Source organism: Parablautia sp. Marseille-Q6255 (assembly GCF_951230155.1).
Taxonomy (GTDB): Bacteria; Bacillota; Clostridia; order Lachnospirales; family Lachnospiraceae; genus Choladousia.
Map to the genome: position 1 here is coordinate 66,777 of NZ_CATNVD010000010.1, position 24,361 is coordinate 91,137.

Annotated in this window: 24 protein-coding genes and 1 tRNA gene; 6 read left to right on the plus strand and 19 right to left on the minus strand. The window is 48.9% G+C overall.

Annotation, left to right across the window (positions count from 1 at the left end; all coding sequences use genetic code 11):
- Positions 1–16: 16 nt before the first annotated feature.
- From recN to QOX44_RS09110, 12 genes are all read right to left on the minus strand, one after another.
- On the minus strand, positions 17–1,699 hold the full coding sequence (recN, locus tag QOX44_RS09055) for a DNA repair protein RecN (RefSeq protein ID WP_283682769.1): 1,683 nt from the start codon (positions 1,697–1,699) through the stop codon (positions 17–19).
- Between the two features lie 9 nt (positions 1,700–1,708).
- The gene (gene argR / locus QOX44_RS09060) at positions 1,709–2,164 is read right to left on the minus strand and encodes an arginine repressor (protein WP_283682770.1); all 456 of its coding nucleotides are present in this window, start codon (positions 2,162–2,164) and stop codon (positions 1,709–1,711) included.
- Positions 2,165–2,194: 30 nt separating this feature from the next.
- Complete coding sequence (locus tag QOX44_RS09065; RefSeq protein WP_283682771.1) at positions 2,195–3,055, minus strand: NAD(+)/NADH kinase; 861 nt, start codon at positions 3,053–3,055, stop codon at positions 2,195–2,197.
- A gap of 9 nt (positions 3,056–3,064) precedes the next feature.
- On the minus strand, positions 3,065–3,871 hold the full coding sequence (locus QOX44_RS09070; protein ID WP_283682772.1) for a TlyA family RNA methyltransferase: 807 nt from the start codon (positions 3,869–3,871) through the stop codon (positions 3,065–3,067).
- 13 nt (positions 3,872–3,884) lie between these two features.
- Positions 3,885–5,747 carry a 1-deoxy-D-xylulose-5-phosphate synthase gene (dxs, locus tag QOX44_RS09075; protein ID WP_283682862.1) on the minus strand — a complete coding sequence of 621 codons (1,863 nt, stop codon included), beginning with the start codon at positions 5,745–5,747 and terminating at the stop codon, positions 3,885–3,887.
- 15 nt (positions 5,748–5,762) lie between these two features.
- The gene (locus QOX44_RS09080) at positions 5,763–6,662 is read right to left on the minus strand and encodes a polyprenyl synthetase family protein (RefSeq protein ID WP_442955394.1); all 900 of its coding nucleotides are present in this window, start codon (positions 6,660–6,662) and stop codon (positions 5,763–5,765) included.
- Positions 6,640–6,855 (minus strand): exodeoxyribonuclease VII small subunit, encoded by a 216-nt coding sequence (xseB, locus tag QOX44_RS09085; protein ID WP_283682773.1) that lies wholly within the window; start codon positions 6,853–6,855, stop codon positions 6,640–6,642. Before xseB ends, QOX44_RS09080 begins: the two co-directional genes overlap by 23 nt.
- A gap of 50 nt (positions 6,856–6,905) precedes the next feature.
- Positions 6,906–8,147: an exodeoxyribonuclease VII large subunit gene (gene xseA, locus QOX44_RS09090; RefSeq protein WP_283682774.1), complete on the minus strand. Its 1,242-nt coding sequence runs from the start codon at positions 8,145–8,147 to the stop codon at positions 6,906–6,908.
- Positions 8,148–8,175: 28 nt separating this feature from the next.
- On the minus strand, positions 8,176–8,574 hold the full coding sequence (nusB, locus tag QOX44_RS09095) for a transcription antitermination factor NusB (RefSeq protein WP_283682775.1): 399 nt from the start codon (positions 8,572–8,574) through the stop codon (positions 8,176–8,178).
- 64 nt (positions 8,575–8,638) lie between these two features.
- The gene (locus QOX44_RS09100; protein ID WP_283682777.1) at positions 8,639–9,019 is read right to left on the minus strand and encodes an Asp23/Gls24 family envelope stress response protein; all 381 of its coding nucleotides are present in this window, start codon (positions 9,017–9,019) and stop codon (positions 8,639–8,641) included.
- Positions 9,020–9,102: 83 nt separating this feature from the next.
- A complete protein-coding gene (locus QOX44_RS09105; protein WP_283682778.1) occupies positions 9,103–10,695 on the minus strand; it encodes a peptide chain release factor 3 in 1,593 nt (530 codons plus the stop codon).
- A 111-nt stretch (positions 10,696–10,806) separates the two neighbouring features.
- Entirely contained in the window at positions 10,807–11,190 is a 384-nt protein-coding gene (locus QOX44_RS09110) for a PH domain-containing protein (RefSeq protein WP_283682779.1), read from the minus strand.
- 221 nt (positions 11,191–11,411) lie between these two features.
- Here QOX44_RS09110 and pyrB point away from each other — a divergent pair, with 221 nt between their 5' ends.
- A complete protein-coding gene (gene pyrB, locus QOX44_RS09115) occupies positions 11,412–12,332 on the plus strand; it encodes an aspartate carbamoyltransferase (protein ID WP_283682780.1) in 921 nt (306 codons plus the stop codon).
- Positions 12,326–12,766 (plus strand): aspartate carbamoyltransferase regulatory subunit, encoded by a 441-nt coding sequence (locus QOX44_RS09120; protein ID WP_283682781.1) that lies wholly within the window; start codon positions 12,326–12,328, stop codon positions 12,764–12,766. Before pyrB ends, QOX44_RS09120 begins: the two co-directional genes overlap by 7 nt.
- Before the next feature lie 96 nt (positions 12,767–12,862).
- Here QOX44_RS09120 and QOX44_RS09125 read toward each other — a convergent pair whose 3' ends face one another.
- The 4 genes from QOX44_RS09125 to QOX44_RS09140 form a co-directional block, all read right to left on the minus strand.
- The gene (locus tag QOX44_RS09125; protein ID WP_283682782.1) at positions 12,863–13,357 is read right to left on the minus strand and encodes a dihydrofolate reductase; all 495 of its coding nucleotides are present in this window, start codon (positions 13,355–13,357) and stop codon (positions 12,863–12,865) included.
- Positions 13,358–13,378: 21 nt separating this feature from the next.
- Positions 13,379–14,227, minus strand: a complete 849-nt coding sequence (thyA, locus tag QOX44_RS09130; RefSeq protein ID WP_283682783.1) for a thymidylate synthase — start codon at positions 14,225–14,227, stop codon at positions 13,379–13,381.
- A 98-nt stretch (positions 14,228–14,325) separates the two neighbouring features.
- Complete coding sequence (locus tag QOX44_RS09135) at positions 14,326–15,462, minus strand: DHHW family protein (RefSeq protein WP_283682784.1); 1,137 nt, start codon at positions 15,460–15,462, stop codon at positions 14,326–14,328.
- Positions 15,463–15,503: 41 nt separating this feature from the next.
- Entirely contained in the window at positions 15,504–16,925 is a 1,422-nt protein-coding gene (locus tag QOX44_RS09140; protein ID WP_283682785.1) for an MBOAT family O-acyltransferase, read from the minus strand.
- A 198-nt stretch (positions 16,926–17,123) separates the two neighbouring features.
- On the opposite strand from QOX44_RS09140, the gene QOX44_RS09145 reads away from it, so the two are divergent.
- The 4 genes from QOX44_RS09145 to QOX44_RS09160 all read left to right on the plus strand — a co-directional run bounded on the left by QOX44_RS09145 (position 17,124) and on the right by QOX44_RS09160 (position 20,354).
- Complete coding sequence (locus QOX44_RS09145; RefSeq protein WP_283682786.1) at positions 17,124–18,152, plus strand: GDSL-type esterase/lipase family protein; 1,029 nt, start codon at positions 17,124–17,126, stop codon at positions 18,150–18,152.
- 38 nt (positions 18,153–18,190) lie between these two features.
- Positions 18,191–18,661, plus strand: coding sequence for a DUF4358 domain-containing protein (locus tag QOX44_RS09150; protein ID WP_283682788.1), 471 nt, complete (start codon positions 18,191–18,193; stop codon positions 18,659–18,661).
- Positions 18,662–18,858: 197 nt separating this feature from the next.
- A tRNA-Thr gene (locus QOX44_RS09155) sits at positions 18,859–18,931 on the plus strand.
- A 70-nt stretch (positions 18,932–19,001) separates the two neighbouring features.
- Complete coding sequence (locus tag QOX44_RS09160; protein WP_283682789.1) at positions 19,002–20,354, plus strand: MATE family efflux transporter; 1,353 nt, start codon at positions 19,002–19,004, stop codon at positions 20,352–20,354.
- A gap of 139 nt (positions 20,355–20,493) precedes the next feature.
- Here the strand turns inward: QOX44_RS09160 and QOX44_RS09165 are convergent, their stop codons facing one another.
- From QOX44_RS09165 to glgB, 3 genes are read right to left on the minus strand one after another with little or no spacing between them, the layout of a single operon-like run.
- Positions 20,494–21,255 carry an SIR2 family NAD-dependent protein deacylase gene (locus QOX44_RS09165; protein WP_283682790.1) on the minus strand — a complete coding sequence of 254 codons (762 nt, stop codon included), beginning with the start codon at positions 21,253–21,255 and terminating at the stop codon, positions 20,494–20,496.
- A gap of 50 nt (positions 21,256–21,305) precedes the next feature.
- Positions 21,306–21,728: a metal-sensing transcriptional repressor gene (locus QOX44_RS09170; protein WP_283682791.1), complete on the minus strand. Its 423-nt coding sequence runs from the start codon at positions 21,726–21,728 to the stop codon at positions 21,306–21,308.
- A gap of 9 nt (positions 21,729–21,737) precedes the next feature.
- On the minus strand, positions 21,738–24,275 hold the full coding sequence (gene glgB, locus QOX44_RS09175) for a 1,4-alpha-glucan branching protein GlgB (protein ID WP_283682793.1): 2,538 nt from the start codon (positions 24,273–24,275) through the stop codon (positions 21,738–21,740).
- Positions 24,276–24,361: the final 86 nt, after the last annotated feature.

Here is a 24,361-nt window from a genome sequence, read left to right on the forward strand (position 1 = left end):
TATCTGTAAAACCACACTAGTATTTTTTTGCGTTTTTTGCCAGTTCTTTCATTTCGCGGGCGCTCTCAAGCACTGTGTCTGTGATTTTCGCGCCTCCCAGGATACGCGCCAGCTCTGCGATGCTCTCTTCCTCCGTGAGCAGGCCGATATTTGTCACAGTCTTGCTGTAAGCCGGTTTTTTTTCAATAATATAATGAAAATCAGCCATCGCCGCGATCTGCGCAAGATGTGTAATACAAAGGACCTGATGGTTCTGTGCGATCAGCGCCATTTTTTCTGAAACCTTCTGCGCTGTCCGGCCGCTGATCCCGGTATCGATCTCATCGAAAATCAGGGTGCTGACCTCGTCCTTATCCGCCATCACCGCTTTGATCGCCAGCATGATCCGTGACAGCTCCCCGCCGGAAGCAACGCTGCCGAGCGGCTTTAACGGAAGTCCCGGATTCATGGAGATCATAAAACAGATCTCATCCTTTCCACTTTCTCCCGGCTCTTCCAGCTCTTCAAAATCAATTTCAAAATGCACATCCAGAAAATTCAGATCGATCAAAGCTGCCGTGATCTGAGTCGAAAGCTCTGCCGCATATTTTCTGCGGATCCTGGAAATCTTATCTGCCGTGCGCCAGAGCTTTTCCTTTTCTTTTTCATAGGATGCCTGAAGCGCCGCGAGATATTCCTCATAGTTCATCAGAATATCAAGACGCTCTCTGCGCTGCCGTCCTGCTTCCAGGATCGTTTCAATGGAATTTCCATATTTTGCCTTTAAATGATTGATCAGATCCAGGCGTTCCTGCACTGCCCGAAGCTCCTGTTCATCAAACGTAAATTCATCCATATAATCGGACAGACTGCGGTTAAAGTCACTGACCAGAGCTTCAATATCTGTGATCATGCCGGAAAGCCCGCCGATCGCCTCATCATATGCGCTCACTGCATGGATGGCCCGGACTGCACGGCCAATCTCATCGCTGATCCCGGAATATCCGCTGGCTCCGGTCACAGAAGCTGTTTCCGACAGCGCCTCCATGATCTTCTGACCATTTACCATACGGCGGTACTGCACCTCCAGCTCCTCATCCTCGCCGGGCGCAAGAGCAGCGGATTCGATCTCGTTTAACTCGAACGCAAGGAAATCTACCTCCTTCATCCGATCACTGCGCGCGTTCTGTGCCTCCTGCCATTCCTTTTTTACCTTCTGATAGCTGCGATACTCCTCCCGGCAGCGCTTAAGCTCCTTTAAAAGTGCATCTCCCGCAAAACCATCCAGGATTGCCAGATGATTTTTCGCATACAGCAGGGACTGATGTTCATGCTGTCCGTGGATATCGATCAGCTGTGCGGCAAGTTCTCGCACAAAAGAAACCGGAACTGTCTCTGCATTGATCTTGCTGACGCTTCGGCCGCCCTTATATTTTCTCGTAATGATGATCTCCCCGTCCTCACAGGGGATATCCTGCATCTCCATTAATTGCAGTACGCGCGGGTTTTTTGTTGAAAATACAAGCTCCACAAGCGCATACTCTGCATCCTCCGGAACGTAGTCCCGGAAATTTCCTGTTCCGAGCGCGATATTAACAGAGCCTATCACAATGGATTTTCCGGCTCCTGTCTCACCAGTCATGATATTTAAGCCCTTGCCGAATTCGACCTCAGCTTCCCGGATCAGAGCCATATTCTTTACATGTAAACTGACTAACATTTTACCAACCTACTCTCTTCCCACGATCCTGCTGATCTTGTGCATGATCTGCACCGTATCTTCCGAGCTGCGGATGGCACACATGATCGTGTCATCTCCGGCAATGCAGCCGGCTACCTCCGGCCAGTGCATCGCATCGATCGATGCGGCGACCGCCATCGCCATCCCGGAGACTGTCTTGACAACGAGAATATTCTGCGCCATATCCATAGACACAAAGCCGGCTTTCAGCACATGGAGATACTTTTCATTCATTCCCTCTCCCTGCTGCTGCATCAGGGCATACTTCTGTCTGCCGGCATCCGTCGATATTTTTGTGAGCTTCAGTTCTCTGATATCGCGCGAAATCGTCGCCTGTGTTACACAGAATCCTTCCCGGTTCAGGTATTCGCCCAGCTCCTCCTGCGTCTCAATATCATACTTTCTGATCAGATCCACAATTTTCGCATGTCTTCCTACTTTCATACCAACGCCCTTTCAAAATCATCCAATTCATCAATTATTCATTTTCTCTCCAAGGATCTCAAGAAAGCTTGTATTCTTCGTTTTCACCATACGCACCCTGCTCTCCGACTTTGTGATAACGATCCTGTTTCCAAAATTCAGCTTTACAGAGGTATCTCCGTCAAATGTAGCTACCGCTCCGTCTCCGTCCGCACTGTGGCGCGATACGATCTCTATCGTGATCTCCACATCATCCGGAAGGACGATCGGCCTTGATACAAGCGTATGCGGCGCAACTGCCGTCAAAAGCATCAGCGAGGCCTGGGGCGCAACGATCGGTCCGCCGACAGACAGATTATATCCCGTCGAGCCGGTCGGGGTGGACACAATGATCCCGTCCGCAGAATAGGCGGTCAGAAACACGCCGTCTACATAAATCTTAAAATCGATCACGCGCAGCTTGCCGCTCCTTGAGATCACGATGTCGTTGAGGGCAATGTCACTTAGCACCTTCTTGTTCTGGTGATATACCGTCCCGTGGAGCATCATCCTGCTCTCTACCGAAAACTCTCCCGCCATAAGCTGATCAAGCGCATGTCGGATATTCCTGTGCTCTACCTCGGCCAGGTAGCCCAGCGTGCCCATATTTATGCCAAGCAGCGGTATGTTGCATTCTACAAGATCTCTTGCAGCCTGCAAAAGAGTCCCGTCTCCCCCCAGTACAAGCACGCACTCCGTATCCTTTGGGATTTTCTGCGCATCTGTATAGCGGAACGAGCCCTGATGTGCATCCTCCTCTGTTCTCTGGATGCTGCACACCTTTCCTTTTGATTCCAGATATTCTTTGATACGCCCGGCAGTCTCAAACTCCGGGTCCTTTTGATAGTTCGTGATAACATAAAAAGTATTCATGGATCATCCTCAGTCAAGCGTCGCATGCGCAAGAGATACTACCTGCCCGATCAATGCGCTCTCCAGTGTTCTTGCCTCCTGCTGCGGATCCTTTAACAGGTGGAGCAGATATTCAATGTTGCCTTCCGGTCCTTTGATCGGAGAAAATTCCAGCTCTTGGCTGGTAAGCCCGATCGTCTGTGCAAAGGCTGCAACCTTTTCAATCACCTCTTCGTGTACCTTCGGATCACGTACAACACCTTTTTTTCCAACCTTTTCTCTGCCCGCTTCAAACTGCGGCTTGATCAGGCACACGATATCCCCGCTGTCCGCCATCAGATCGCGCACCGGGCCAAGCACCTTTGTCAGAGAAATAAAGGATACGTCAATTGACACAAATGACGGCGGCTGCGCAATATCCTCCGGCATAACGTAGCGGATATTTGTCTTTTCCATGCAGACGACCCGCTCATCATTTCGCAGCTTCCAGTCCAGCTGACCATGTCCGACGTCGACCGAATACACCATGACTGCTCCGTTTTGCAGCATACAGTCCGTAAAGCCGCCGGTAGAAGCCCCGACATCCATACAGACCTTTCCGTCCGGCGTAATGTCAAAATGACTCATCGCCTTCTCCAGTTTCAGACCACCGCGGCTGACGTATTTTAGCTGGCTCCCCTTTACCGTGATCTCTGCCTTTTCATCAATCATCGTTCCTGCTTTGTCCTCACGCTGTCCATTTACAAATACGCTGCCCGCCATGATCACGGCCTTTGCCTTCTCGCGGGAAGCTGCCAGACCATTTCGGACCAGCAGGACATCCAAACGTTCCTTCATGCCTACTCCATTCTCACTGCAAATACTGTGCAATAATCTTTTTAAAAACTGATGCTGCGTCAACGCACGCTTCCTGCTTGAGCAGATCGACATTCCCATGTTCAATATAGTCATCCGGCAACGCGATCTGCAGTACCTTCACATCTGCTGCTGTATCATTGTAATATTCCAGCACTTTCTCTCCAAATCCGCCGTTCTTTACATTTTCTTCCATAGTCACCACGAGGCGGTGATCCCCGGCAAGATACGCAAGCATCTCTTCATCCACCGGCTTTATAAACCGTGCATTTACAACCGTGCAGTGGTACCCTATCTCCTTTAGCATCTCCCTTACCGCAAGCGCTGTTGCAACCATGCTGCCTGCCGCCACGAGCGCCAGACCTTCCTCATCATAGATCAGCTCACTCTTTCCATATACGATCGGAGCCCGGAATTCCCGCAGGCCGTCATACGCCTCTCCTCTGGGGTATCGCAGTGCGATCGGTCCCTCATAGTCGATGGCATATTTCAGCATATCCGCAAGCTCCCATTTATTCTTTGGAGCCATTACGCACATGTTCGGTATCGAAGACAGGTAGGACAGATCAAAAATCCCCTGATGCGTCTCTCCGTCGCTTCCGACCAGTCCCGCACGGTCCACGGCCAGCACGACCGGGAGATTCTGGATACAGACGTCATGGATCACCTGATCGAAGGCCCGCTGTAAAAAGGAAGAATAGACTGCGACTACAGGCTTTAAACCGCCCGCGGCAAGTCCTGCCGCAAAGGTCACCGCATGCGCCTCCGCGATCCCCACATCGAAAAAGCGGTCACGGTACATATTGCGGAACCGCTTCAATCCGGTCCCGTCCGGCATAGCCGCTGTCACTGCGACAAGCTTTGGTTCTCTCGCCGCCATTTTGCACATGACAGTCGCAAAGACATCTGTATAGGCAGCCTTCTTCTTGCGCGCCCTGGGAAGCCCCGTCTCCGGATCAAACGGCTCCGCTCCATGAAACCTTGACGGCATCCGCTCTGCAGGTCCAAATCCCTTTCCTTTTTTTGTCACTGCATGCACGATGACCGGTCCATTGACTTTTCTGGCGTCGCGCAGCACGCGCATGATCTGGGTAATATTGTGACCATCTACCGGCCCAAGATACGTAATCCCCATTTCCTCAAAAAACATCCCCGGCACCAGGAACTGCTTGATCCCCTGCTTGGTGTTGCGGATCCCTCGGATCAGCTTGTCGCCGTAGACAGGGATTTTATTCAAGGTATGCTCTACACCGCTTTTCAGCTCCGCATACGGCTGCGCTGTCCGGATATTGCTCAGATAATAAGAAATCCCTCCTACATTCTCAGAGATCGACATTTCATTGTCATTCAATATAATAATAAAATTTGTCTTTAACTGTGCCGCATTATTAAGCGCCTCATACGCCATGCCGCCTGTCAGGGCTCCGTCCCCGATCACAGATACGACTGCATAGTCTTCCCCCAGCACATCCCTTGCACAGACATATCCCAGCCCTGCCGATATGGAGGTTGAGCTGTGCCCGGTATCAAATGCATCGCAGTCACTCTCCGCCCGTTTTGGAAAACCGCTCATTCCTCCGAATTTGCGCAGCTCCAGAAAGCCGTCCTTGCGTCCGGTCAGGATCTTATGTGTATAAGACTGATGTCCCACATCCCATATGATCTTATCCTTTGGCAGGTCAAACGTCAGATGAAGCGCCATCGTCAGCTCCACCACACCGAGATTCGAAGCAAGATGTCCGCCAGTGCGGCTGATATTCTCGATCAGAAATTCCCGTATTTCCTGTGCCAGCTCCGGCAGTTTCTCTTTTTCAATATTTTTTATATCATTTACCTGATTGATCTTCTCCAGCAGGATAAACGCCACCCTTCATCATGCACGGCGGTGAACCAGATGCAGGATCAGCTCCCGCAGAAACTCGTTCTCATAAGGAAGCTCGTCCAGAAGCTGTATCGCTGCCTTTGAATAGCGCGCTACATCCTCCTGCGCTTTCTCAAGACCGTTCACCGTCACGTACGTTGTTTTGTTATTTTTCTCATCACTGTTCACCGGTTTCCCGAGCACCTCCTGCTCCCCGGTCACATCAAGAATGTCGTCCTGGATCTGAAATGCCATCCCGACATGCTCTGCTATTCTTTGTATTTTCTCTGTTTCCTCCTCAGACGCTCCGGCAAGGACCGCTCCTATCATCATGGAGGACTCGATCAGTGCTCCCGTCTTTAGCTTATAAATAAAGTAGAGCTGTTCCTGTGTCAGCGAGCGGTCGACATACTCCACATCAACAGACTGTCCTCCGATCATACCGTCAAGTCCCGTTTTACCGGAAAGAATCTGGAAGGCTCTGCCAATACGCGGATTTTCCGGCTCCATGTCAAACGCCTTTGCCGCTGTCTCATACGCAAGATTCAAAAGTGCATCGCCTGCAAGGATCGCCATTGCCTCCCCGAATACGATATGCGTCGTCTTTTTCCCCCTGCGGTATTCGTCATTATCCATAGCCGGAAGGTCGTCATGGATCAGTGAATGTGTGTGGATCATCTCGATCGCCGCCATAAATGGCTGTATGACTGCTGAACTTCCGCCAAACATGACATACGTCTGCTGCATCAGAAGCGGACGCAGTTTTTTTCCTCCCACCAGCATGCTGTAATTGACAGCCTCCAGCAGCGTGCGCTGAAATCCTTCTTCTTCCGGAAGATACTTCTGGATAATGCTTTTTATCTCTGTCACACGCTTTCTCATCTGCTCATCAAAATTCGTCAAGTCCACCATCCCCATTCATGATAAAAATTTTCTTTTCTACCGTATCTATCTTTTCATTGCAGTGCGCCAGCAGTTCCATCCCCTGCTGATAAAGACGAAAGGATTCTTCCAGCGGAAGCTCCCGGTCTTCCAGCTTTTCCAGCATTCCATCCAGCTGTTCAAATGCCTCCTCCAGGGTCAGTTCTTCTTTTTCTTTCTCCATGCAGCCACCTCCGTCCTGTCCTTATAAAAACGCCGCATCTGTGCACGCCGTCATTTTTTATTTTCTGTCTGCTGCGGTTCCTGTGAAAAAAGCTCCAGGGACGCCGTCTCATCAACAGAAACTGCGATCCGTCCGTCCAAAACGTACAGCCACAGCCGCTCTCCTGCAGCTGTCTGACGGATTGAATGGATCCTGTTCCCTTTTTCATCTGTCACTGCTGCATAGCCCTGCTCCAGCTTTGCAAGAGGCGACAGCCCCTTCATGCGCTCTATATAAACGGACATACGATATCTGCGATCCTGCAGGAGCTGTTCCATACTGCGTCCAAGAGCATCTGCCAGATCCGCTGCATGCAGCCGCTGCTCACGCACGCGCTGCATCGGGCTTTTATATTCGAGCTGTTCCCGATACCGCTCCAGCTTCAGCCGATATGCCTCAAGGCGATAACGCAGGATCCGTGCCATCTGGTTTCTTGACGCATCTATCCGATCCACTATCCCCCGGACATCCGCTACGGCCAGCTCTGCCGCAGCGGATGGCGTCGGCGCGCGAAGATCCGCGACAAAGTCCGCGATCGTCGTATCTGTCTCATGACCGACCGCTGAGATGACAGGCGTGCGGCAGGCGAAGATCGCCCTCGCAACGATCTCCTCATTAAATGCCCATAAGTCCTCCATTGACCCGCCCCCGCGGCCGACAATGATCACGTCCAGATCCATCTGATCGAGCTTCGCAAGGCCCATGGCAACACTTTCTGCCGCTCCCTCGCCCTGTACTCTGGCCGGATAGAGAATGAGCTGGATCCCCGGATTGCGCCTGGTAGAAATCGTAATAATATCCCGGACTGCCGCTCCTGTGGGCGCTGTCACAACTCCCAGCCTCCGTACATACGGCGGGATCGGCTTTTTATATTCCGGGGCAAACATCCCCATCTCCTCCAGCTCCTGCTTAAGCGCCAGAAACCGCTCATACAAAAGCCCGGCCCCATCCAGCCGGATACGGTTCGCATACAGCTGATACTTTCCATCCCTCTCGTATACATTGATGCTGCCATCCACCACGACCTGCTGACCATCGGACATCCGAAAAGCCAGTCCCGCTCTGGCACCGGCAAACATCACACAGGCGATCGTGCCGGATACATCTTTAAGCGAAAAATAGAGATGTCCTGATGAATGATATTTACAGTTGGAAACCTCTCCGCGGATACTGATCCGATTCAGGACGAAATCCTGTGTGAACATATTTTTGATGTAAGTGTTGATCTGGCCAACTGAATAAACCTTCTGCATGTCTTCCCTGTCTGACTGTCGGAATCTCTCAGCCTGCAAGCTTTCCGAGAATTCCGTTTATAAAGGCCGGTGCATCCTCCCCGCCATATTTTTTGGAAAGCTCCACCGCCTCATTGATCGCTACCTTTACCGGAATCTCCTCATCGTACAGCATCTCATAGACCGCCACTCTTAAAATGGCAAGCTCTGCTTTTCCCATGCGGCTCGTCTTCCAGCCTTTGGATACACTGTTGATCTTCTCATCGATCTCCGATGTGAGATCTTTAATATGGCCAAACTTTGTCTCCATATAGACGCGCTCCGGCTCCGTCATCTGCGGCAGCTCTTCAAAGTAGCTGCTGATCTGTCCGGGCGCCTCCTCCGCACTGTGAAACTGTGTACAAAATACGAGTTTAAAAATATTCTCCCTGATCTCGCTTCTTTTCATTTCGTATCTTTCTCCTTGTAAAAGGGGCTGCTGCAGGATGCATCCTGCAACAGCCTCCCTGTTCTCAATTCTTTTCCATTAACACATTTACGATCTTGATGTTGACCTCTGCAACCTCCAGTCCGGTCATTGTCTCGATCGCAGTCTTTACCTTCTCCTGGATCTTGGAGCTCGTCGCCGGAACATTGTATCCATACTGGATATTGATCGCCAGAGCGACATGGACTGTATTCTCCTCCATCGTGATCTTTACACCTTTTGACAGGCTCTTCATGCCAAGCTTTTCGATCAGATCTCTTGTCACATTGCCCGCCATAGAAGCGACTCCCTCGACCTCTGATGCAGCCAGTCCCGCAATAATTGCAACTACCTCGTCTGCAATGCGTACCTCGCCAAAGCTTTCTTCATTTTTTAATTTATGTGTATGAAGCTCAAGATTTTCCATAAGCACCTCCAGATTAAGTCCCCGTTCTGAACTTTTATATACATTATAGTAAAAACAGCCTCATTTTGCAAGCAATTTGTCTCCTACCTTCCGAACTCAGAAAGTACCAGGCCTTCATTCCGGTCAAGCACCATGCCCACGGACCAGCTGTTGACGAACAAAAGCAGCGGGCGATCTTTGAGATCCTTGATCTTTTTCATATCAGATGTGCCCACGATCCTGTTCAGGTCAATGTCCTCATTCTCGATCCAGCGGATATGCTCATACGGAAGCGGCTCCAGACGGATATCAACATTGTACTCGTTCTCAAGCCGGTACTTCAAAACATCAAACTGAAGTACGCCGACTACACCCACAATGATCTCCTCCATACCGGTATTGTATTCCTGGAAAATCTGGATCGCACCCTCCTGGGCGATCTGATTGATCCCCTTTACGAACTGCTTGCGTTTCATCGTATCCAGCTGACGTACCCTCGCAAAATGCTCCGGTGCAAAGGTCGGGATGCCTTCATAGGCAAACTTCTTGCCCGGCATGCAGATCGTATCTCCAATCGAGAAAATGCCCGGATCAAACACTCCGATAATATCTCCTGCATACGCCTCTGAGACGATGTGACGTTCCTGCGCCATCATCTGCTGCGGCTGAGAAAGACGCTGCTTCCTGTCGCCCTGCACGTGATAGACCTCCATCCCCGCTTCAAACTTTCCTGAGCAGATGCGCATAAACGCGATACGGTCGCGGTGCGCCTTGTTCATGTTTGCCTGAATTTTAAACACAAATGCAGAAAAATCTTCTTCTACCGGATCGATCACGCCGCAGTCCGCTACTCTTGGAAGCGGAGCGCTCGTCATGCTCAAAAAATGCTGCAAGAAGATCTCCACACCAAAGTTCGTCAGAGCCGAACCAAAAAATACCGGTGAAAGCTTCCCCTGATCGACAAGCTCCTGATCAAACTCTGCGGAAGCCCCGTCAAGCAGCTCGATCTCCTCAAGCAGTGTCTCTTTATTCTGTTCTCCGATAAATTCCTCCAGCTCCGGAGCATCTACATCCAGCTCTGTCGCCACACCTGCCTTTGTCCCCTTCTGGGTATCCGTAAACGTTGTGACCGTACGTGTCGCGCGGTTGTAAACGCCTTTAAAATTTTTCCCGGAGCCGATCGGCCAGTTGACCGGACATGTCGCAATACCGAGCTCCTTTTCAATATCATCCAGCAGCTCAAATGTATCGTTTGCATCGCGGTCCAGCTTATTGATAAAGGTAAAGATCGGAATGTGACGCATCACACAGACCTTAAACAGCTTTCTCGTCTGTGCCTCTACACCCTTTGAGGCGTCGATCACCATGACCGCTGAGTCTGCCGCCATCAGCGTGCGGTACGTATCCTCCGAGAAATCCTGATGTCCCGGCGTATCCAGGATATTAATGCAGTAGCCGTCATAATTAAACTGCAAAACAGACGAAGTGACGGAGATACCTCTCTCCTTCTCGATTTCCATCCAGTCCGACACCGCATGCCGCGCCGTCGCTTTTCCTTTTACAGAGCCTGCCAGATTGATCGCCCCGCCGTAAAGCAGGAACTTCTCTGTCAGTGTCGTCTTTCCGGCATCCGGATGTGAAATAATCGCAAAGGTCCGTCTCTTTGTAATTTCTTCTTTTATATTTATATTGCCCACAGTATTTTCCTCCAGCTGTTTTCCTCTGAAAATTTTCCCTGCCTATTCTATCAAGCTTGCCCCTGACTGTCAACGTGAATCACCGGGGTCATCAAAGCATCCGGAAAATCGTCAGAGCTCATCACAGCTGTCTGCATCCGCAAGCTCAGGATCTCCGTCAAGATTCTGTGTATTGAGCGTGCGTTTGCGTCTGCGCTCCTCCTCCGACTGCCGCAGGATAAAATCCTTGATCTCCCGCGCGCGTTTTACGTGTCGGATACGCAGATCCGGATCTGTCACATCGCTGCTAAAGCAATGCACCGTGCCAAGGCCGAAGATCCGTTCTGCCAGGCTGGTCTCCAGACGTACGTCAACGATCTTGTACATATAACAGTCATTTTCTGTTCGGTTCAATAATCCTTCCTGGACTGTGATGATCTCATCTTTCACAACATACGTTGTAAAAGTAAATGGCAGGCCAAAGAAGAGCCAGCGTTTCTTTTCTCTGTATTCCATCTGATATCCTCCTCATTTTGCGGCGGCACACACGACATCCGCACTACACTGCTGTTTTTTGTCTTCATTGTAATGATGAGTATACCCTCTTTAAAATATGAAGGCAAGAAAAATTTATCTTTTCATCTTGCATTTCCACCCGAGATACTGTATTATATCGGGAAGAACGATTACAGAACCCACAAACGATACCGAATCAGGTGTACATGAAGGAGGATACTATGAGACATTTGATGAGCCCATTAGATTTTTCAGTGGAAGAACTCGACAAACTTCTCAATCTTGCAAATGATATTGAAGCAAATCCGGAAAAATACGCACATGCCTGTGCAGGCAAAAAAATAGCCACTCTATTTTATGAACCAAGTACACGCACCCGTCTCAGTTTTGAAGCAGCAATGTTAAATCTGGGAGGCAGCGTACTTGGTTTTTCTTCGGCTGATTCCAGCTCTGCAGCTAAAGGAGAGAGCGTTTCTGATACGATCCGCGTCATTTCCTGCTATGCGGATATCTGTGCGATGCGCCATCCAAAAGAGGGTGCGCCGCTCGTAGCATCTATGAAATCACGGATCCCTGTCATCAACGCAGGGGACGGCGGGCATCAGCATCCGACGCAGACTCTGACCGACCTGCTGACGATCCGTTCTCTGAAAGGCCGCCTCGGCAACTTTACGATCGGTCTGTGCGGCGACCTGAAATTCGGCAGAACGGTGCACTCACTGATCCAGGCGCTGATCCGGTACCCGAACGTAAATTTCGTCCTGATCTCCCCGGAGGAGCTGCGTATCCCGGACAACATCCGCGATGACGTGCTGCGCAAAAATAACCAGAACTTTAAAGAGGTGGTACGTCTGGAAGACGCTATGCCAGAGCTCGACCTGCTCTATATGACGCGCGTGCAGAAGGAACGTTTCTTTAATGAAGAGGACTACGTGCGCATGAAAGATTTCTATATTCTGGACAGTGAAAAGCTGAAGCTGGCAAAACCAGATATGCAGATCCTGCATCCGCTGCCGCGTGTCAACGAGATCTCTGTGGAGGTAGATGACGATCCCCGCGCAGCTTATTTCAAGCAGGTGCAGTATGGCGTCTATGTCAGGATGGCGCTGATTCTCACATTATTGGAGGTGGAAGTATGTTAAATGTCGGACAGTTAAATGAGGGCGTTGTTCTGGATCATATCGAAGCCGGAAAAGCAATGTCCATCTACAAATATTTAAAGCTTGACCATATGGACTGCTGTGTGGCGATCATCAAAAACGCGCACAGCAATAAGATGGGAAAAAAGGACATCATCAAGATCGAGTGTCCGATTGACGAGCTGGATTTGAATGTACTTGGTTTTATTGATCACCGCATTACGGTCAATATTATCCAGGACGCCCGCATCGTTGCCAAAAAAGAGCTGACGCTGCCGAAAAAGCTGGTCAACATCATTCACTGCAAAAACCCGCGCTGCATCACCTCGATCGAGCAGGAGCTGGATCACATCTTTTTCCTGGCAGATGCGGAAAATGAAGTGTACCGCTGCCAGTACTGTGAAGAGAAATACCGCAGTTCACGGAAAAAGCAGTAGACTTATAGCCGTTTCGGAATTGTTTTCACGATTATCCCAGACAAAAAGACACATCATGCCACATTTGCATCTGCTGCGTGATGTGTCTTTCTTTATCTACTCTGCGATCCTCTCATACCGCAGGAAACGGTATTCCAGATCAAAGTATGTCTGCTCTTCACTGTCGCCCGTGATCACCCATTCCTTCTTCTCGTCAAGATTCGGAAAAAATGCATCTGCCTCGTATACATGGTCGATTTTTGTCACATGCGCCACTTTGCAGTACGGCAGGAACTGACGGTAGATGCTGTCGCCGCCGATCACATAGATTTCCTCATCCTCGTATTTTTTCAGCTCTTCGAGCGCTTCCTCGACTGTATGGCAGACAATCGCTCCTTTTACATGATAATGTGGATTATTGGTCAGGACGATATTTGTTCTGTTCCTGAGCGGAAGACCGTTCGGAAATGTCTCAAGAGTCTTTCTTCCCATGACTACCACATGTCCGCTCGTTGTCTCCCGAAAAAACTTCATATCTGCCGGAATACTCACAAGAAGCTGGTTGTTCTTTCCGATTCCCCAGTTTTTATCTACAGCTACTATCATATTCATTGCTTTGTTCCTCCCTTTTTCTTATACAGCGATCGGAATATTTTTGATCTGCGGTCCCGTCACATAATTTTCTATATGCAGATCGTCTACCGTAAACGCATAAAAATCCGTGATATCTGGTGTCAGCCACACCTTCGGCGCCGGATACGTCTGCCTTTCGATCAGCTCCCGGATCAGCGGGATATGTCTGTCGTAGATATGTGCATCTGCGATCACATGCACCAGTTCACCTGCCTGCATGCCGCAGCTTTGTGCCATCATATGCACCAGCAGCGCATACTGTACGACATTCCAGTTGTTGGCGGCAAGCACATCCTGCGACCGCTGATTCAGGATCGCATTCAGCGTCAGCTTATCTGAGTCCTTCTCCTGCGTCACATTAAAAGTCATACTGTAGGCGCACGGATACAGATTCATCTCATGCAGATCCGCATGTACATAAATATTCGTCATGATCCTGCGGCTGTACGGATTATGTCTGAGATCATACAGTACCCGGTCGACCTGATCCATCATTCCTTCGCGGTACTGATGCTTTACCTGCATCTGATAGCCATAGGCCTTACCGATGCTGCCGGACTCATCCGCCCAGCTGTCCCAGATGTGACTGTTCAGATCATGGATATTATTTGATTTTTTCTGCCAGATCCATAAAAGCTCGTCAAATGCACTTTTGATCCCCGTCCTGCGAAGCGTCAAAGCGGGAAATTCCTTTCGCAGATCATACCGGTTGACTACCCCGAACCGCTTAATCGTATACGCCGATGTGCCATCCTCCCATTTTGGACGCACCTTTTCTCCCTCCGTACTGACTCCGTTTTCCAGAATATCCTTACACATATCAATAAAAATCCTGTCTGCGCAGCTCATCCTCGTTCCTCCTTTATCTCATTTCTGTTCTTCTGCCGGCTCACCCGTCCGGCTTTTTCTTCTGCTGTCTCCAGCGAATCCTGACACAGCCTGTGCAGCTAGTAGGTCAGCCTGCTGATACTTGTATCTTCTGCAAAACCAGACGCATTATACAAAAACAGCAGGTCCGTATAATCGCCCTGTGCGATCAGCTCGCTCACCTTCTGATTATAATACCGGATATCCAGCATATCAATCGCGTCAAACTCCTCCAGAAGAAACGGCACAAAGCAGTGCGCGTAGGAATCCTTGATCACAAGAAGCCGCCGCCCCTTGCCGGCTCGCGTCCCGATCCTGACAAGCGCATGATTTCCGCCGAAAAATATATCATACTTGCTCTTCGTCTCAAGCGCTGTGCGGTCGTACACACTGTATCCGATCTCTCCGCCGTCTCCTTTTTGCACCGTATAGAAAATATCTTCCTTTTGCTTATAGATTTCAATGGAATCTTTCTGTGCGTCGATGCCAAGCTTTGACTGCACCGTACCCTCAAACGCCTCTGTCACTGTCTCTATCTCATAATCTGATGCCTGAGGCACAGCAAAGCCCTGCTGCTTCGCCCACTGCTGGTACACATAAAACGCTGCCAGCGTCTCCCAGTGGTGATCGGTCCGATAATAGATCTCCTCATCACTGTGTGCTCGCAGGATATCTGATGTATCAAACCAGACGCCCTCCGGAAGCGCCTGCTCGATCTGCGTCAGATACGCTTCCTCATCATATGGAGAGGCAAACGGCGGAAGCTTGTCCTTTAAGATATCGACTGCATTCGGAACAACCATCACGGTCATATGATCCTGAAACTGTTCCTGATACATCCTGGCAAATTCTCCGAGTACACGCACATTGAGCGCTGCCGTATCGGTCGTAAATGCCCCGGTATGCTTCTCAATCAAATATCCGTCATCCGCAAAATAAATATCCTTACTCTCTCTTTTAAACATCGCACGCTCGACATCTGTCTTTAAGCCGATCCACGCATCGCGGGCAACAAACTGATCGGTCAGATACGTCTCATAATCTGCTTCAAACTCTCCGCTCAAAACACTCTCTGCCGTAAGTTCCGGCATTTTTGCCAGCGTCCTGTTTTCTGATTCCGAATACTCTGTATCTGGCTTGATCATTGTCGCGATCGTAAAACCAAAGATCAGAATACAAAACAATGTGATGATATTCCAAGATTGCCGTTTATTCATATTAATTAAATCTCCACTTTAAAAATACCGTCTGATCCGTTTTAAAATCTGAAATATAAAAACGGATTGAAGGATGCATCTACAAGCCATGCTACAGAAAGCAGAAAGACTGCCGCATAAAATATATTCTTCACAAGAATGATCGCCACATCGCTTCCCTTTAAAGCTGCACACAGCCGGTCTCCGAGCTTTTTCGGCAGACGTGTGCTTCCGAGCATAAGGATTGCGAGCAGGATCACATTATTATATAGAAGGTAGATCGTCTCCTGATTCACAAATCCCTGTCCATATCCGCCAAACAGCGCACGCATAAATCCAAGTCCCAGCTTCATGTCATCAAACACGAACAGGTTCCAGCCGATCAGCACAAAAAAGAGACAATACACATGCTGGAAAATAGCAGGAAGCTTTTTCAGATATTTCCCAAGGAAAAATTTCTCCACAAATAAAAGGACTCCGTAGTAAATGCCCCATATCACAAAATTCCAGTTTGCGCCGTGCCAGAATCCTGTCAGAAGCCATACAACAAAGATGTTGCGGATATGGCGCAGTGTCCCCACTCTGTTTCCTCCAAGCGGTATGTACACATAATCACGGAACCAGGTTCCAAGCGATATATGCCATCTCCGCCAGAACTCTGTAATGCTCTTTGAAATATACGGATAATTAAAATTCTCAAGAAACCGGAATCCAAACATATGCCCCAGACCGATCGCCATATCAGAATATGCCGAAAAATCAAAATAAAGCTGGAATGCATACGCTGCCAGGCCGATCCACGCGGTAAGCACCGGAAGCTGTTCGTACGACATTGCCCGGACAGCCTCCCACAGTACACCTGCATTATTCGCAAGCAATACCTTTTTCCCCAGACCGATCATAAAACGGTGAATTCCAAGTGCAAACTGCTCCGAGGTCTCTTTTCTGCAGCGCAGCTGCTGATCGATCGTCTTGTACTGTACGATCGGTCCGGCGATCAGCTGTGGAAACATCGTCACATAAGCGCCAAATGAAATCAGATTCTTCTGTACCTGCGCCTCTCCGCGATAAACATCGATCGTATAGGACATGGTCTGAAACGTATAAAAAGAAATACCGATCGGAAGCGCCAGATGCAACAGCTCAAAGCCTGCGCCTGTGAGCCCGTTCACTGTATTGATCGCAAAGTCCGCATACTTGAAAAATCCAAGCAAAGACAGACTGATCACAGAGGACACAATGAGAGCCGCTTTTGCCCTTCCCTCATTTCCCTTTTTCTTCTGGCTATCCACCACAATACCGCCCGCATACGATACAAGGATCGACACAAGCATCAAAAGGATATAGACCGGCTCCCCCCAGGCATAAAATAAAAGACTGAAAAGCAGCAGCACCAGGTTCCTGATACTGCGCGGAACAATATAATATACTATAAGGACTGCCGGTAAAAATCGAAACAAAAATAACAAACTGCTGAAAATCATATATTATCTCCCCATCCATAGTACGCAGACGGATCGTCTACTTCGACATTATATAATACATAGGCTTCAGAAGCAAACGGTTTTTATTCTGCTTTTTTCTACATAAAATCCCTTCATCTTTGTCGAAATACTTGACTTTGCTATTGTTTCCTATATAATATGAACTTGTTGACATAAAAAAATTGGGGAGATTCATATATGCAGACACAAAAACGCAGGCGCAGACGGCGGCAGGACCGCCTGATTCTGAACCTTTTAATTATCGTCACCCTCGTCCTTGTCGTATTCGAAGGACGGCTGGTGATGACCATGGTGAAACACAGCACCTCCCGGAATGATCCTGAAATCTCAGATGACAAAAAACCGGGCAGCCACTCGGACGACAAGGACTCTGCCGCCCAGACAGAGGCGGACGATGACGCCATTGATCCCTCCGGCTCTCTGGCAGGCCTCCCCGCAAATGCAGGCGGTTCCTCTGTTTCCGGAGAGGTCTCCGGTCCTGCGGTTTCTACAGTGTCTGATCCATCCAGTCCGGCGATCGTAAAAAAAACAGATCCGCCTGTCGATGACTCCTACTTTTCAGACGCTGTCTTTATCGGAGACTCCCGCATGGAAGGCTTCCGCAACGCCTCCGGTATCACACAGGGGCAGTTCTTTACGAGTGTTGGAATGTCCTTATCCTCTATGACAAGCGGAGATGTGATCCAGACCGCAGACGGCAATATCACAGTAGCCGCCGCCCTCTCAGGCGGTTCCTACAACAAGATCTACATCATGCTCGGCACCAACGATCTGGGCGAATACGACTGGAACGCTTTTCAGGAAGGGTTTATCTCTGTGACAGAGCGGTTTCATGAGATCCAGCCTGACGCCATCTTCTACATCTGCAGTGTTATTTATGTAGAAGAAGACAAGGTCACAAGCGGAGAATATATCAATAACGCAAATGTCGACAAAATAAATTCTATTCTTCTGGACATCTGCGAAGAAAAAGGATATTATTATCTGGATCTGAACGAATTTTTGTCAAACGGTTATGGCTCTTTGATCCAGGGCGCCACCAGTGACGGTGTACACATCTATCCGGAATACTGCAAACAAATGCTCGACTATCTGAAAAGTCATTACGTTCCGGTCAGTGATGCTACTGGAAAAGAGGATGCCTCCGACGAGACAGAAGCGCAGACTTCCACAGAGGCAAAAAAAGATGACCAGACAAAGGAATGATCATTCACAAACAGGGTTCACAAAGAAAGGGGCTTTTTATGATGAAAAAATTCGCAGCAATCCTCTGCGCAGCAGCCATGGCGCTTAGCCTGACAGCCTGCGGAGGCGGGAATGACAAAGACGTATCCATTGACACAGCAAAGCTTGCCGGAGAGCTTCTCGAGACAGTCACCTCCGATCAGCTCAGCGAGACAGCTTCTGATATGCTCTCTTCTATTTATTTCTTTGAAGATGGTACGATCGAGACAGGCACTGCCTACGCAAGCTCAGGAGCAACCGCATGTGAAGTTGCAGTTGTACAGAGCAAGGATGCAAAAAATACTGCTGAGGTAGAAAAACTGTTTCGCACGCGTGTAAGTAATCAGTCTGAGCTCTATGCTTCTTATAATGAAGCAGAGGTGGCACGGCTGGAGGAGGCGATCGTCAAGAGCGCCGGAGCATATACCGTACTGTGTGTCACAGATGATACAGACAAGGCAAATGACATTTTAGAAGAATACGGGTTCTGATCCTGCCAGGATTTGCACTCCAGTTATTAAGAAAAACTCCCAGAGGAGTCCGCATACCTTACCGCCGGTACTCTTTGGGAGTCTTTTTAAGCCCAAAATTCCAAAATTTTTTCAGGATTTTTCAAAAAAACTCTTGCAAAATCCTGAGAAATTATATATAATAATCAAGTCGGTTGTGATAACCGCATATAGCATGTGCTGGATTAGCTCAGTCGGTAGAGCGACGCATTCGTAATGCGTAGGTCGTGGGTTCAAGTCCCATTTCCAGCTCGTAGGATTGCCCTGTATTTATTTTTAAATACGGGGTTTTTCTTTGTATTTAGAAAAAGGAGGGGAAGTTATGGAACAGGTACAAAAAACGACGCTCCTGACAGAGGGGCCGATCTGGAAGCGAATGACCGCATTTGCATTTCCACTTTTTCTGGGAAATCTATTTCAGCAGCTGTATAATACTGCCGATTCACTGATCGTCGGAAATTTTCTGGGCAGCAATGCACTTGCAGCTGTTTCATCATCAGGAAGTCTGATCTTTTTACTGGTTGGATTTTTTAACGGAATCGCGATCGGCGCAGGGGTGGTGATCGCAAAGTATTATGGAGCAAGGCAGACGGAGCGGCTGCAAAAAGCGATACATACGACCATCGGCTTCGGGATCATATCCGGTATTCTGCTCACGATCATAGGGATTTTGCTTGCACCGCAGATCCTGATCTGGATGAAAACGCCTGCGGATGTCCTTCCTAATTCCATTTTATATTTTCGGATCTATTTCCTCGGTTCACCGGCATTTGTGCTGTACACTCATTTTGTAGGAATTTTGCAGTCAGTCGGCGACAGCCGTCATCCGCTGTATTATCTGATTTTTTCATCACTCGTAAATATTGTACTGGACCTGCTCTTTGTCGGTGTTTTCCACATGGGAGTGGGAGCGGCGGCTGCTGCGACGATCATTTCACAGTTTTTGAGCGCAGCGCTGTGTCTGTACCGCCTGATGAAAAAAAGCCCGGAGGAATACCGTGTATCTTTGCGCCGCATCCGTCTGGATCCCTTTATGCTTCGTCAGATCATCAAAAACGGACTGCCTGCAGGAATTCAGAATTCGATCATTTCAATCGCAAATGTAGTAGTTCAGTCGAACATTAACGGATTTGGTAAAATGGCAGTTGCCGGCTGCGGCTCCTATTCTAAGATAGAGGGATTCGGCTTTTTGCCGATCACATGCTTCTCCATGGCACTGACAACATTCATCAGTCAAAACCTCGGAGCAAAAAAATATGACCGTGTCAAAAAGGGAGCCCGTTTTGGAATTATATGCAGCCTGGTCCTTGCCGAGCTGATCGGCATTATCCTTTACATTACCATGCCAGTACTTATTTCTGCTTTTAACAGTGATCCGGAGGTGATCGCATACGGAACACAGCAGGCGCGGACCGTTACACTGTTTTATTTCCTGCTCGCATTCTCTCACTGTATTGCAGGGCTGATGCGCGGAGCCGGAAAAGCGATCGTGCCAATGTTCGTGATGCTGATCTGCTGGTGCATCATCCGCGTTACATACATAACAATCATCGTGCGCGTCATACCTTCCATCAGCGTGATCTTCTGGGCGTATCCGCTTACCTGGTCGCTGAGTTCCATTCTGTTTTTGATCTTTTATCTGAAATCGGACTGGATGCATGGATTCGGAAAGTAAGAAAAAAAGACACTGTCAAAAAACAGTCAGAAAAAATACAATCGAAGATCAGAGAAGGGAGCGCAACCGCCCCCTTCTTTTGTACAACAACACTATGATAATTATTTTAAGGGGCGCTCACGCTCTGCCCCTGTTCACTTCAGGCTCCCTGTGCTTCCTGCATTCTTCTGAGTTCTTCTGCTATCTCAGTCAATGCATCCGAAACATTCTGGATCACCGTATAATCTGCCTCCTTATCACTGAAATGCTCCTTTTCATGGATCACAATCACCCGGTTTCCTTCATAATACCGTATAAACTGCTGCACAACCTCTGCGCGCATATTGGTTCCGGCCAGCAAAAGAGTATCTGCTTTTGCCACCTCCTCTGCCGCCTGGCTGATGACCTTAATGTCAACCATTTCGCCAAGCAGACGCACACCGGGGTGAACCGGCACACGGCATTGTGAACACAGAGGCACCTTTCCTTCTGTTCTCAGATATTCCAGAGAATAGTCCCGACCGCAGCGCGGACAGCAGTTGCGCTCATGGATCGTCCCATGCAGGTTAAATACTCTGCGGCATCCCGCCCGCCTTGGGAAATCATAAAGCTGCCTTGTGATCGTACTTTTTACGATCCCCATCTGGTCAAGCCGTGCCAGAGCAGTAAATGCTCTTCCCGGCTCCTTGTCCTGCGCCAGTACCTTTTCACGGTAAAACTTATAAAAGAGTTCTGTACGGTTATTAAAAAATTTTGCACTGAATACTTCTTCCGGTGAATATCCATATTCCATCTCGATCGCATACGCGCTGAGCATATTGCGCATGGAATCTATCCCGTCATCCACGATCATTTCCCTGCCTGACAGGCATACCGTATACTTGCTTTCCCACAAAATTTTTGCTATCTGCGCACTGTTCATACGTGACACCTCCACATACTTTCTGCACATCAACCGTGTGAAAAATGCGTCTACTTGATGAAACGGTCAATTGCTTTATTCAGCTCTTCTATTTCCTGCATGTCCCCTGATTCAATCGCGTCTACGAGACAGTGCTGGATGTGATCCTGCAGGATCACCTTTCCGGTATTGTTGATCGCCGCTTTCACTGCTGAAAGCTGTATCAGAACCTCACTACAGTCACGGCCTTCCTCCACCATGCGTTTAATAGACTGCATATGACCGATCACACGGGACAGTCGGTTGAGTACTGCTTTTGTATTCTCATGTGTATGAGTGTGCGACCCATGCGTATGTGTGTGCCCCGCATGGGAATGCGTATGCACACTTTCTTCATCTCCTGCATGTGTGTGCAGATGCTCATGTACTGCTCCATCTGTCTGCGCATCGTGGGCATGCACATGACTGTGCTCCTGTTCCTTTTTATTTTCCATGTCTTATCCTCATTTACGCCTTCTCCGTCCCGAAGCCTTCGAACCGTTTGCGGCAGAAGCCTTCTCCGGGATAACAGCTACCTCACCTTTCTTTTTCTCCGGTACGACGGCTACCTCGCCTTTCTTTTTCTCCGGGATCACGGCTACCTCGCCCTTTTTCTTCTCCGGTACGACGGCTACCTCGCCTTTCTTTTTCTCCGGGATAACAGCTACCTCACCGCTCTCCCGCTTTGCCGGAACCTGTCTTGCAGCGGCCTTTGCAGGCGTTTCTTTCTTCTTTCTGGTCCCCTTTTTCGCTGCGGTTGTCTTTTTCTCTGATGATGGCTTTGACGCTTCCTCTGTTCTTGTACACTTAAATACAGAGATACCCATCGGCGGCACCAGGATCTCGATCGAATCCTCTCTGTCATCACACGGACTCTTCTTAGACGGCTTCACACGCGGATTCGTGTTCCCGTCCCCGCCAAACACGATACTGTCGCTGTTAAAAATCTCTTTGAATTTGCCGCTGTATGGCACACCGATCCTGTGCTTTTCATAGACAAGCGGAGAGAAGTTCACAACAACAAGCAGGTCCTCTTCCTCTTTTCCGCTATGGCGCATAAATACCAGCATATTCTCATCCGCAGAAATATTATTGATCCACTCAAATCCAGCCGGATCAAAGTCCTTCTTAAACAGCGCCGGCTGCTCTTTATAAAATTTCATGAGCGCCTTCATATACGTCTGCATCTGATGATGCTCGTCATACTGGAGCAGATCCCACTCAATCTGGCTCTCCTCATTCCACTCGTCAAACTGCGCAATGTCCTGGCCCATAAACAAAAGCTTCTTGCCCGGGTGCATCATCATATAGCCGTATGCCGCACGCAGGTTTGCAAACTTCGCACTCTTCTTTCCCGGCATCTTTCCGATCATCGAGCCTTTTCCATGTACTACCTCATCGTGAGAAAGAGTCAGCACAAAATCCTCGCTGTACGCATAGATCATGCTGAACGTAAGCTCGCCGTGGTGGTACGAGCGGAAGAACGGATCAAGCTGCATATAGCCGAGAAAATCATTCATCCAGCCCATATTCCACTTATAATCAAATCCAAGACCGTCCTCTTCTACCGGCGCTGTGATCTTTGGCCATGCAGAGGATTCTTCCGCGATCAGAACCGCGCCATCAGCATCCTTCTTAAAGATAGAGTTGAGATGCTTAAAGAATTCCACTGCTTCCAGATTCTCATGACCACCGTACATATTTGCTACCCATTCGCCGTCATTCTTGCCGTAATCCAGATACAGCATCGAAGCGACTGCGTCCATACGGATACCGTCTGCATGATAGACATTTTTCCAGAAGAGCGCATTTGCGATCAGGAAATTTGACACCTCCGGCCGCCCGTAATTATAAATGAGCGTCCCCCAGTGCGGATGTGCTCCCTGGCGGGGATCCAGATGCTCATACAGACAGGTACCGTCAAAGCCGGAAAGTCCGTGCGTATCACGCGGGAAATGCGCCGGAACCCAGTCAAGGATCACACCGATCCCCTGCTCATGCATATAGTTCATAAAATACATAAAATCCTGCGGCGTGCCGTATCTGGCAGTCGGCGCATAATACCCGGTCACCTGATATCCCCACGAGCCGTCAAACGGATGCTCCATCACCGGCAGCAGCTCAATGTGCGTATAGCCCATTTCTTTTACATAATCTGCGATCATGGGAGCCAGTTCCCGGTAATTATAAAAAATCCTGCCGTCATCCGGTTTGCGGAATGATCCCAGATGAAGTTCATAAATAAACATCGGAGCATCTTTTGTCGATGACGCTCTGCGCTTTTCCATCCACTTCTGATCGCTCCACGCAAAATCGCGCAGATCCGCAATGACAGAGGCTGTATTTGGCCGCAGCTCCGCTGCATTTGCATAAGGGTCTGCTTTCAGATAAGTAAGCCCGCCCTTTGCCTTGATCTCATACTTGTAGATCTCTCCCGCTTTCAGTCCGGGCACAAACAGCTCAAAAATGCCAGAATCCCCAAACCTGCGCATGGGAAGTCTGCGCCCATCCCACAAATTGAAATCCCCGACAACGCTCACTCGCATAGCATTCGGCGCCCATACGGCAAAATATACTCCCTCCGTGCCATTTATGGTCATCGGATGCGCGCCGAGCTTATTATAAATATCATAGCAGATACCTGCATTAAATTTCTTTGTCTCCTTTTCCGTAAGCTGTGGAGCAAAGGAGTACGGATCCTGGTACTCTACCTCTGAGCCATCCTCATACTTCACGCAGTATACATAGGACGGGATCCTCTTTCCCGGGATCAAAACTGCAAAATATCCCGTCTCATCCTCCATATCCATCGGATAACTTTTTATTTTGCCAGACGAAACTGTTTTTAACACGACTTCTTTGGCATCCGGGAAAAAAGCCTGTATCGTGATACCATCCTCCACCTGATGCGCCCCCAGATACTGCTCCGGATGATCTTCCTCAGAATAAACGATCGCCTCTACGCCTGCCCAATCCATTAAATCATATAATTTCTTATCCATATGGTACCCTCCAAGCTTCCACATAGTTCTTGTTTTATAGAATTAGTCTATCACTTTATCTGTGGAAAGACAAGAAAAAACAGGAA

Excerpts from the sequence above, each read along its gene's own strand:
- QOX44_RS09070 (WP_283682772.1), bottom strand. The coding sequence starts at position 3,871 with ATGAAGGAACGTTTGGATGTCCTGCTGGTCCGAAATGGTCTGGCAGCT.
- QOX44_RS09140 (WP_283682785.1), bottom strand. The coding sequence starts at position 16,925 with ATGATTTTCAGCAGTTTGTTATTTTTGTTTCGATTTTTACCGGCAGTC.
- glgB (WP_283682793.1), bottom strand. The coding sequence starts at position 24,275 with ATGGATAAGAAATTATATGATTTAATGGATTGGGCAGGCGTAGAGGCG.
- QOX44_RS09165 (WP_283682790.1), bottom strand. The coding sequence starts at position 21,255 with ATGAACAGTGCGCAGATAGCAAAAATTTTGTGGGAAAGCAAGTATACG.
- QOX44_RS09065 (WP_283682771.1), bottom strand. The coding sequence starts at position 3,055 with ATGAATACTTTTTATGTTATCACGAACTATCAAAAGGACCCGGAGTTT.
- QOX44_RS09170 (WP_283682791.1), bottom strand. The coding sequence starts at position 21,728 with ATGGAAAATAAAAAGGAACAGGAGCACAGTCATGTGCATGCCCACGAT.
- QOX44_RS09150 (WP_283682788.1), top strand. The coding sequence starts at position 18,191 with ATGATGAAAAAATTCGCAGCAATCCTCTGCGCAGCAGCCATGGCGCTT.
- QOX44_RS09120 (WP_283682781.1), top strand. The coding sequence starts at position 12,326 with ATGTTAAATGTCGGACAGTTAAATGAGGGCGTTGTTCTGGATCATATC.
- QOX44_RS09125 (WP_283682782.1), bottom strand. The coding sequence starts at position 13,357 with ATGAATATGATAGTAGCTGTAGATAAAAACTGGGGAATCGGAAAGAAC.
- QOX44_RS09100 (WP_283682777.1), bottom strand. The coding sequence starts at position 9,019 with ATGGAAAATCTTGAGCTTCATACACATAAATTAAAAAATGAAGAAAGC.
- recN (WP_283682769.1), bottom strand. The coding sequence starts at position 1,699 with ATGTTAGTCAGTTTACATGTAAAGAATATGGCTCTGATCCGGGAAGCT.
- thyA (WP_283682783.1), bottom strand. The coding sequence starts at position 14,227 with ATGAGCTGCGCAGACAGGATTTTTATTGATATGTGTAAGGATATTCTG.
- QOX44_RS09135 (WP_283682784.1), bottom strand. The coding sequence starts at position 15,462 with ATGAATAAACGGCAATCTTGGAATATCATCACATTGTTTTGTATTCTG.
- QOX44_RS09110 (WP_283682779.1), bottom strand. The coding sequence starts at position 11,190 with ATGGAATACAGAGAAAAGAAACGCTGGCTCTTCTTTGGCCTGCCATTT.
- xseB (WP_283682773.1), bottom strand. The coding sequence starts at position 6,855 with ATGGAGAAAGAAAAAGAAGAACTGACCCTGGAGGAGGCATTTGAACAG.
- argR (WP_283682770.1), bottom strand. The coding sequence starts at position 2,164 with ATGAAAGTAGGAAGACATGCGAAAATTGTGGATCTGATCAGAAAGTAT.
- QOX44_RS09080 (WP_442955394.1), bottom strand. The coding sequence starts at position 6,662 with ATGGTGGACTTGACGAATTTTGATGAGCAGATGAGAAAGCGTGTGACA.
- xseA (WP_283682774.1), bottom strand. The coding sequence starts at position 8,147 with ATGCAGAAGGTTTATTCAGTTGGCCAGATCAACACTTACATCAAAAAT.
- nusB (WP_283682775.1), bottom strand. The coding sequence starts at position 8,574 with ATGAAAAGAAGCGAGATCAGGGAGAATATTTTTAAACTCGTATTTTGT.
- QOX44_RS09160 (WP_283682789.1), top strand. The coding sequence starts at position 19,002 with ATGGAACAGGTACAAAAAACGACGCTCCTGACAGAGGGGCCGATCTGG.
- pyrB (WP_283682780.1), top strand. The coding sequence starts at position 11,412 with ATGAGACATTTGATGAGCCCATTAGATTTTTCAGTGGAAGAACTCGAC.
- QOX44_RS09145 (WP_283682786.1), top strand. The coding sequence starts at position 17,124 with ATGCAGACACAAAAACGCAGGCGCAGACGGCGGCAGGACCGCCTGATT.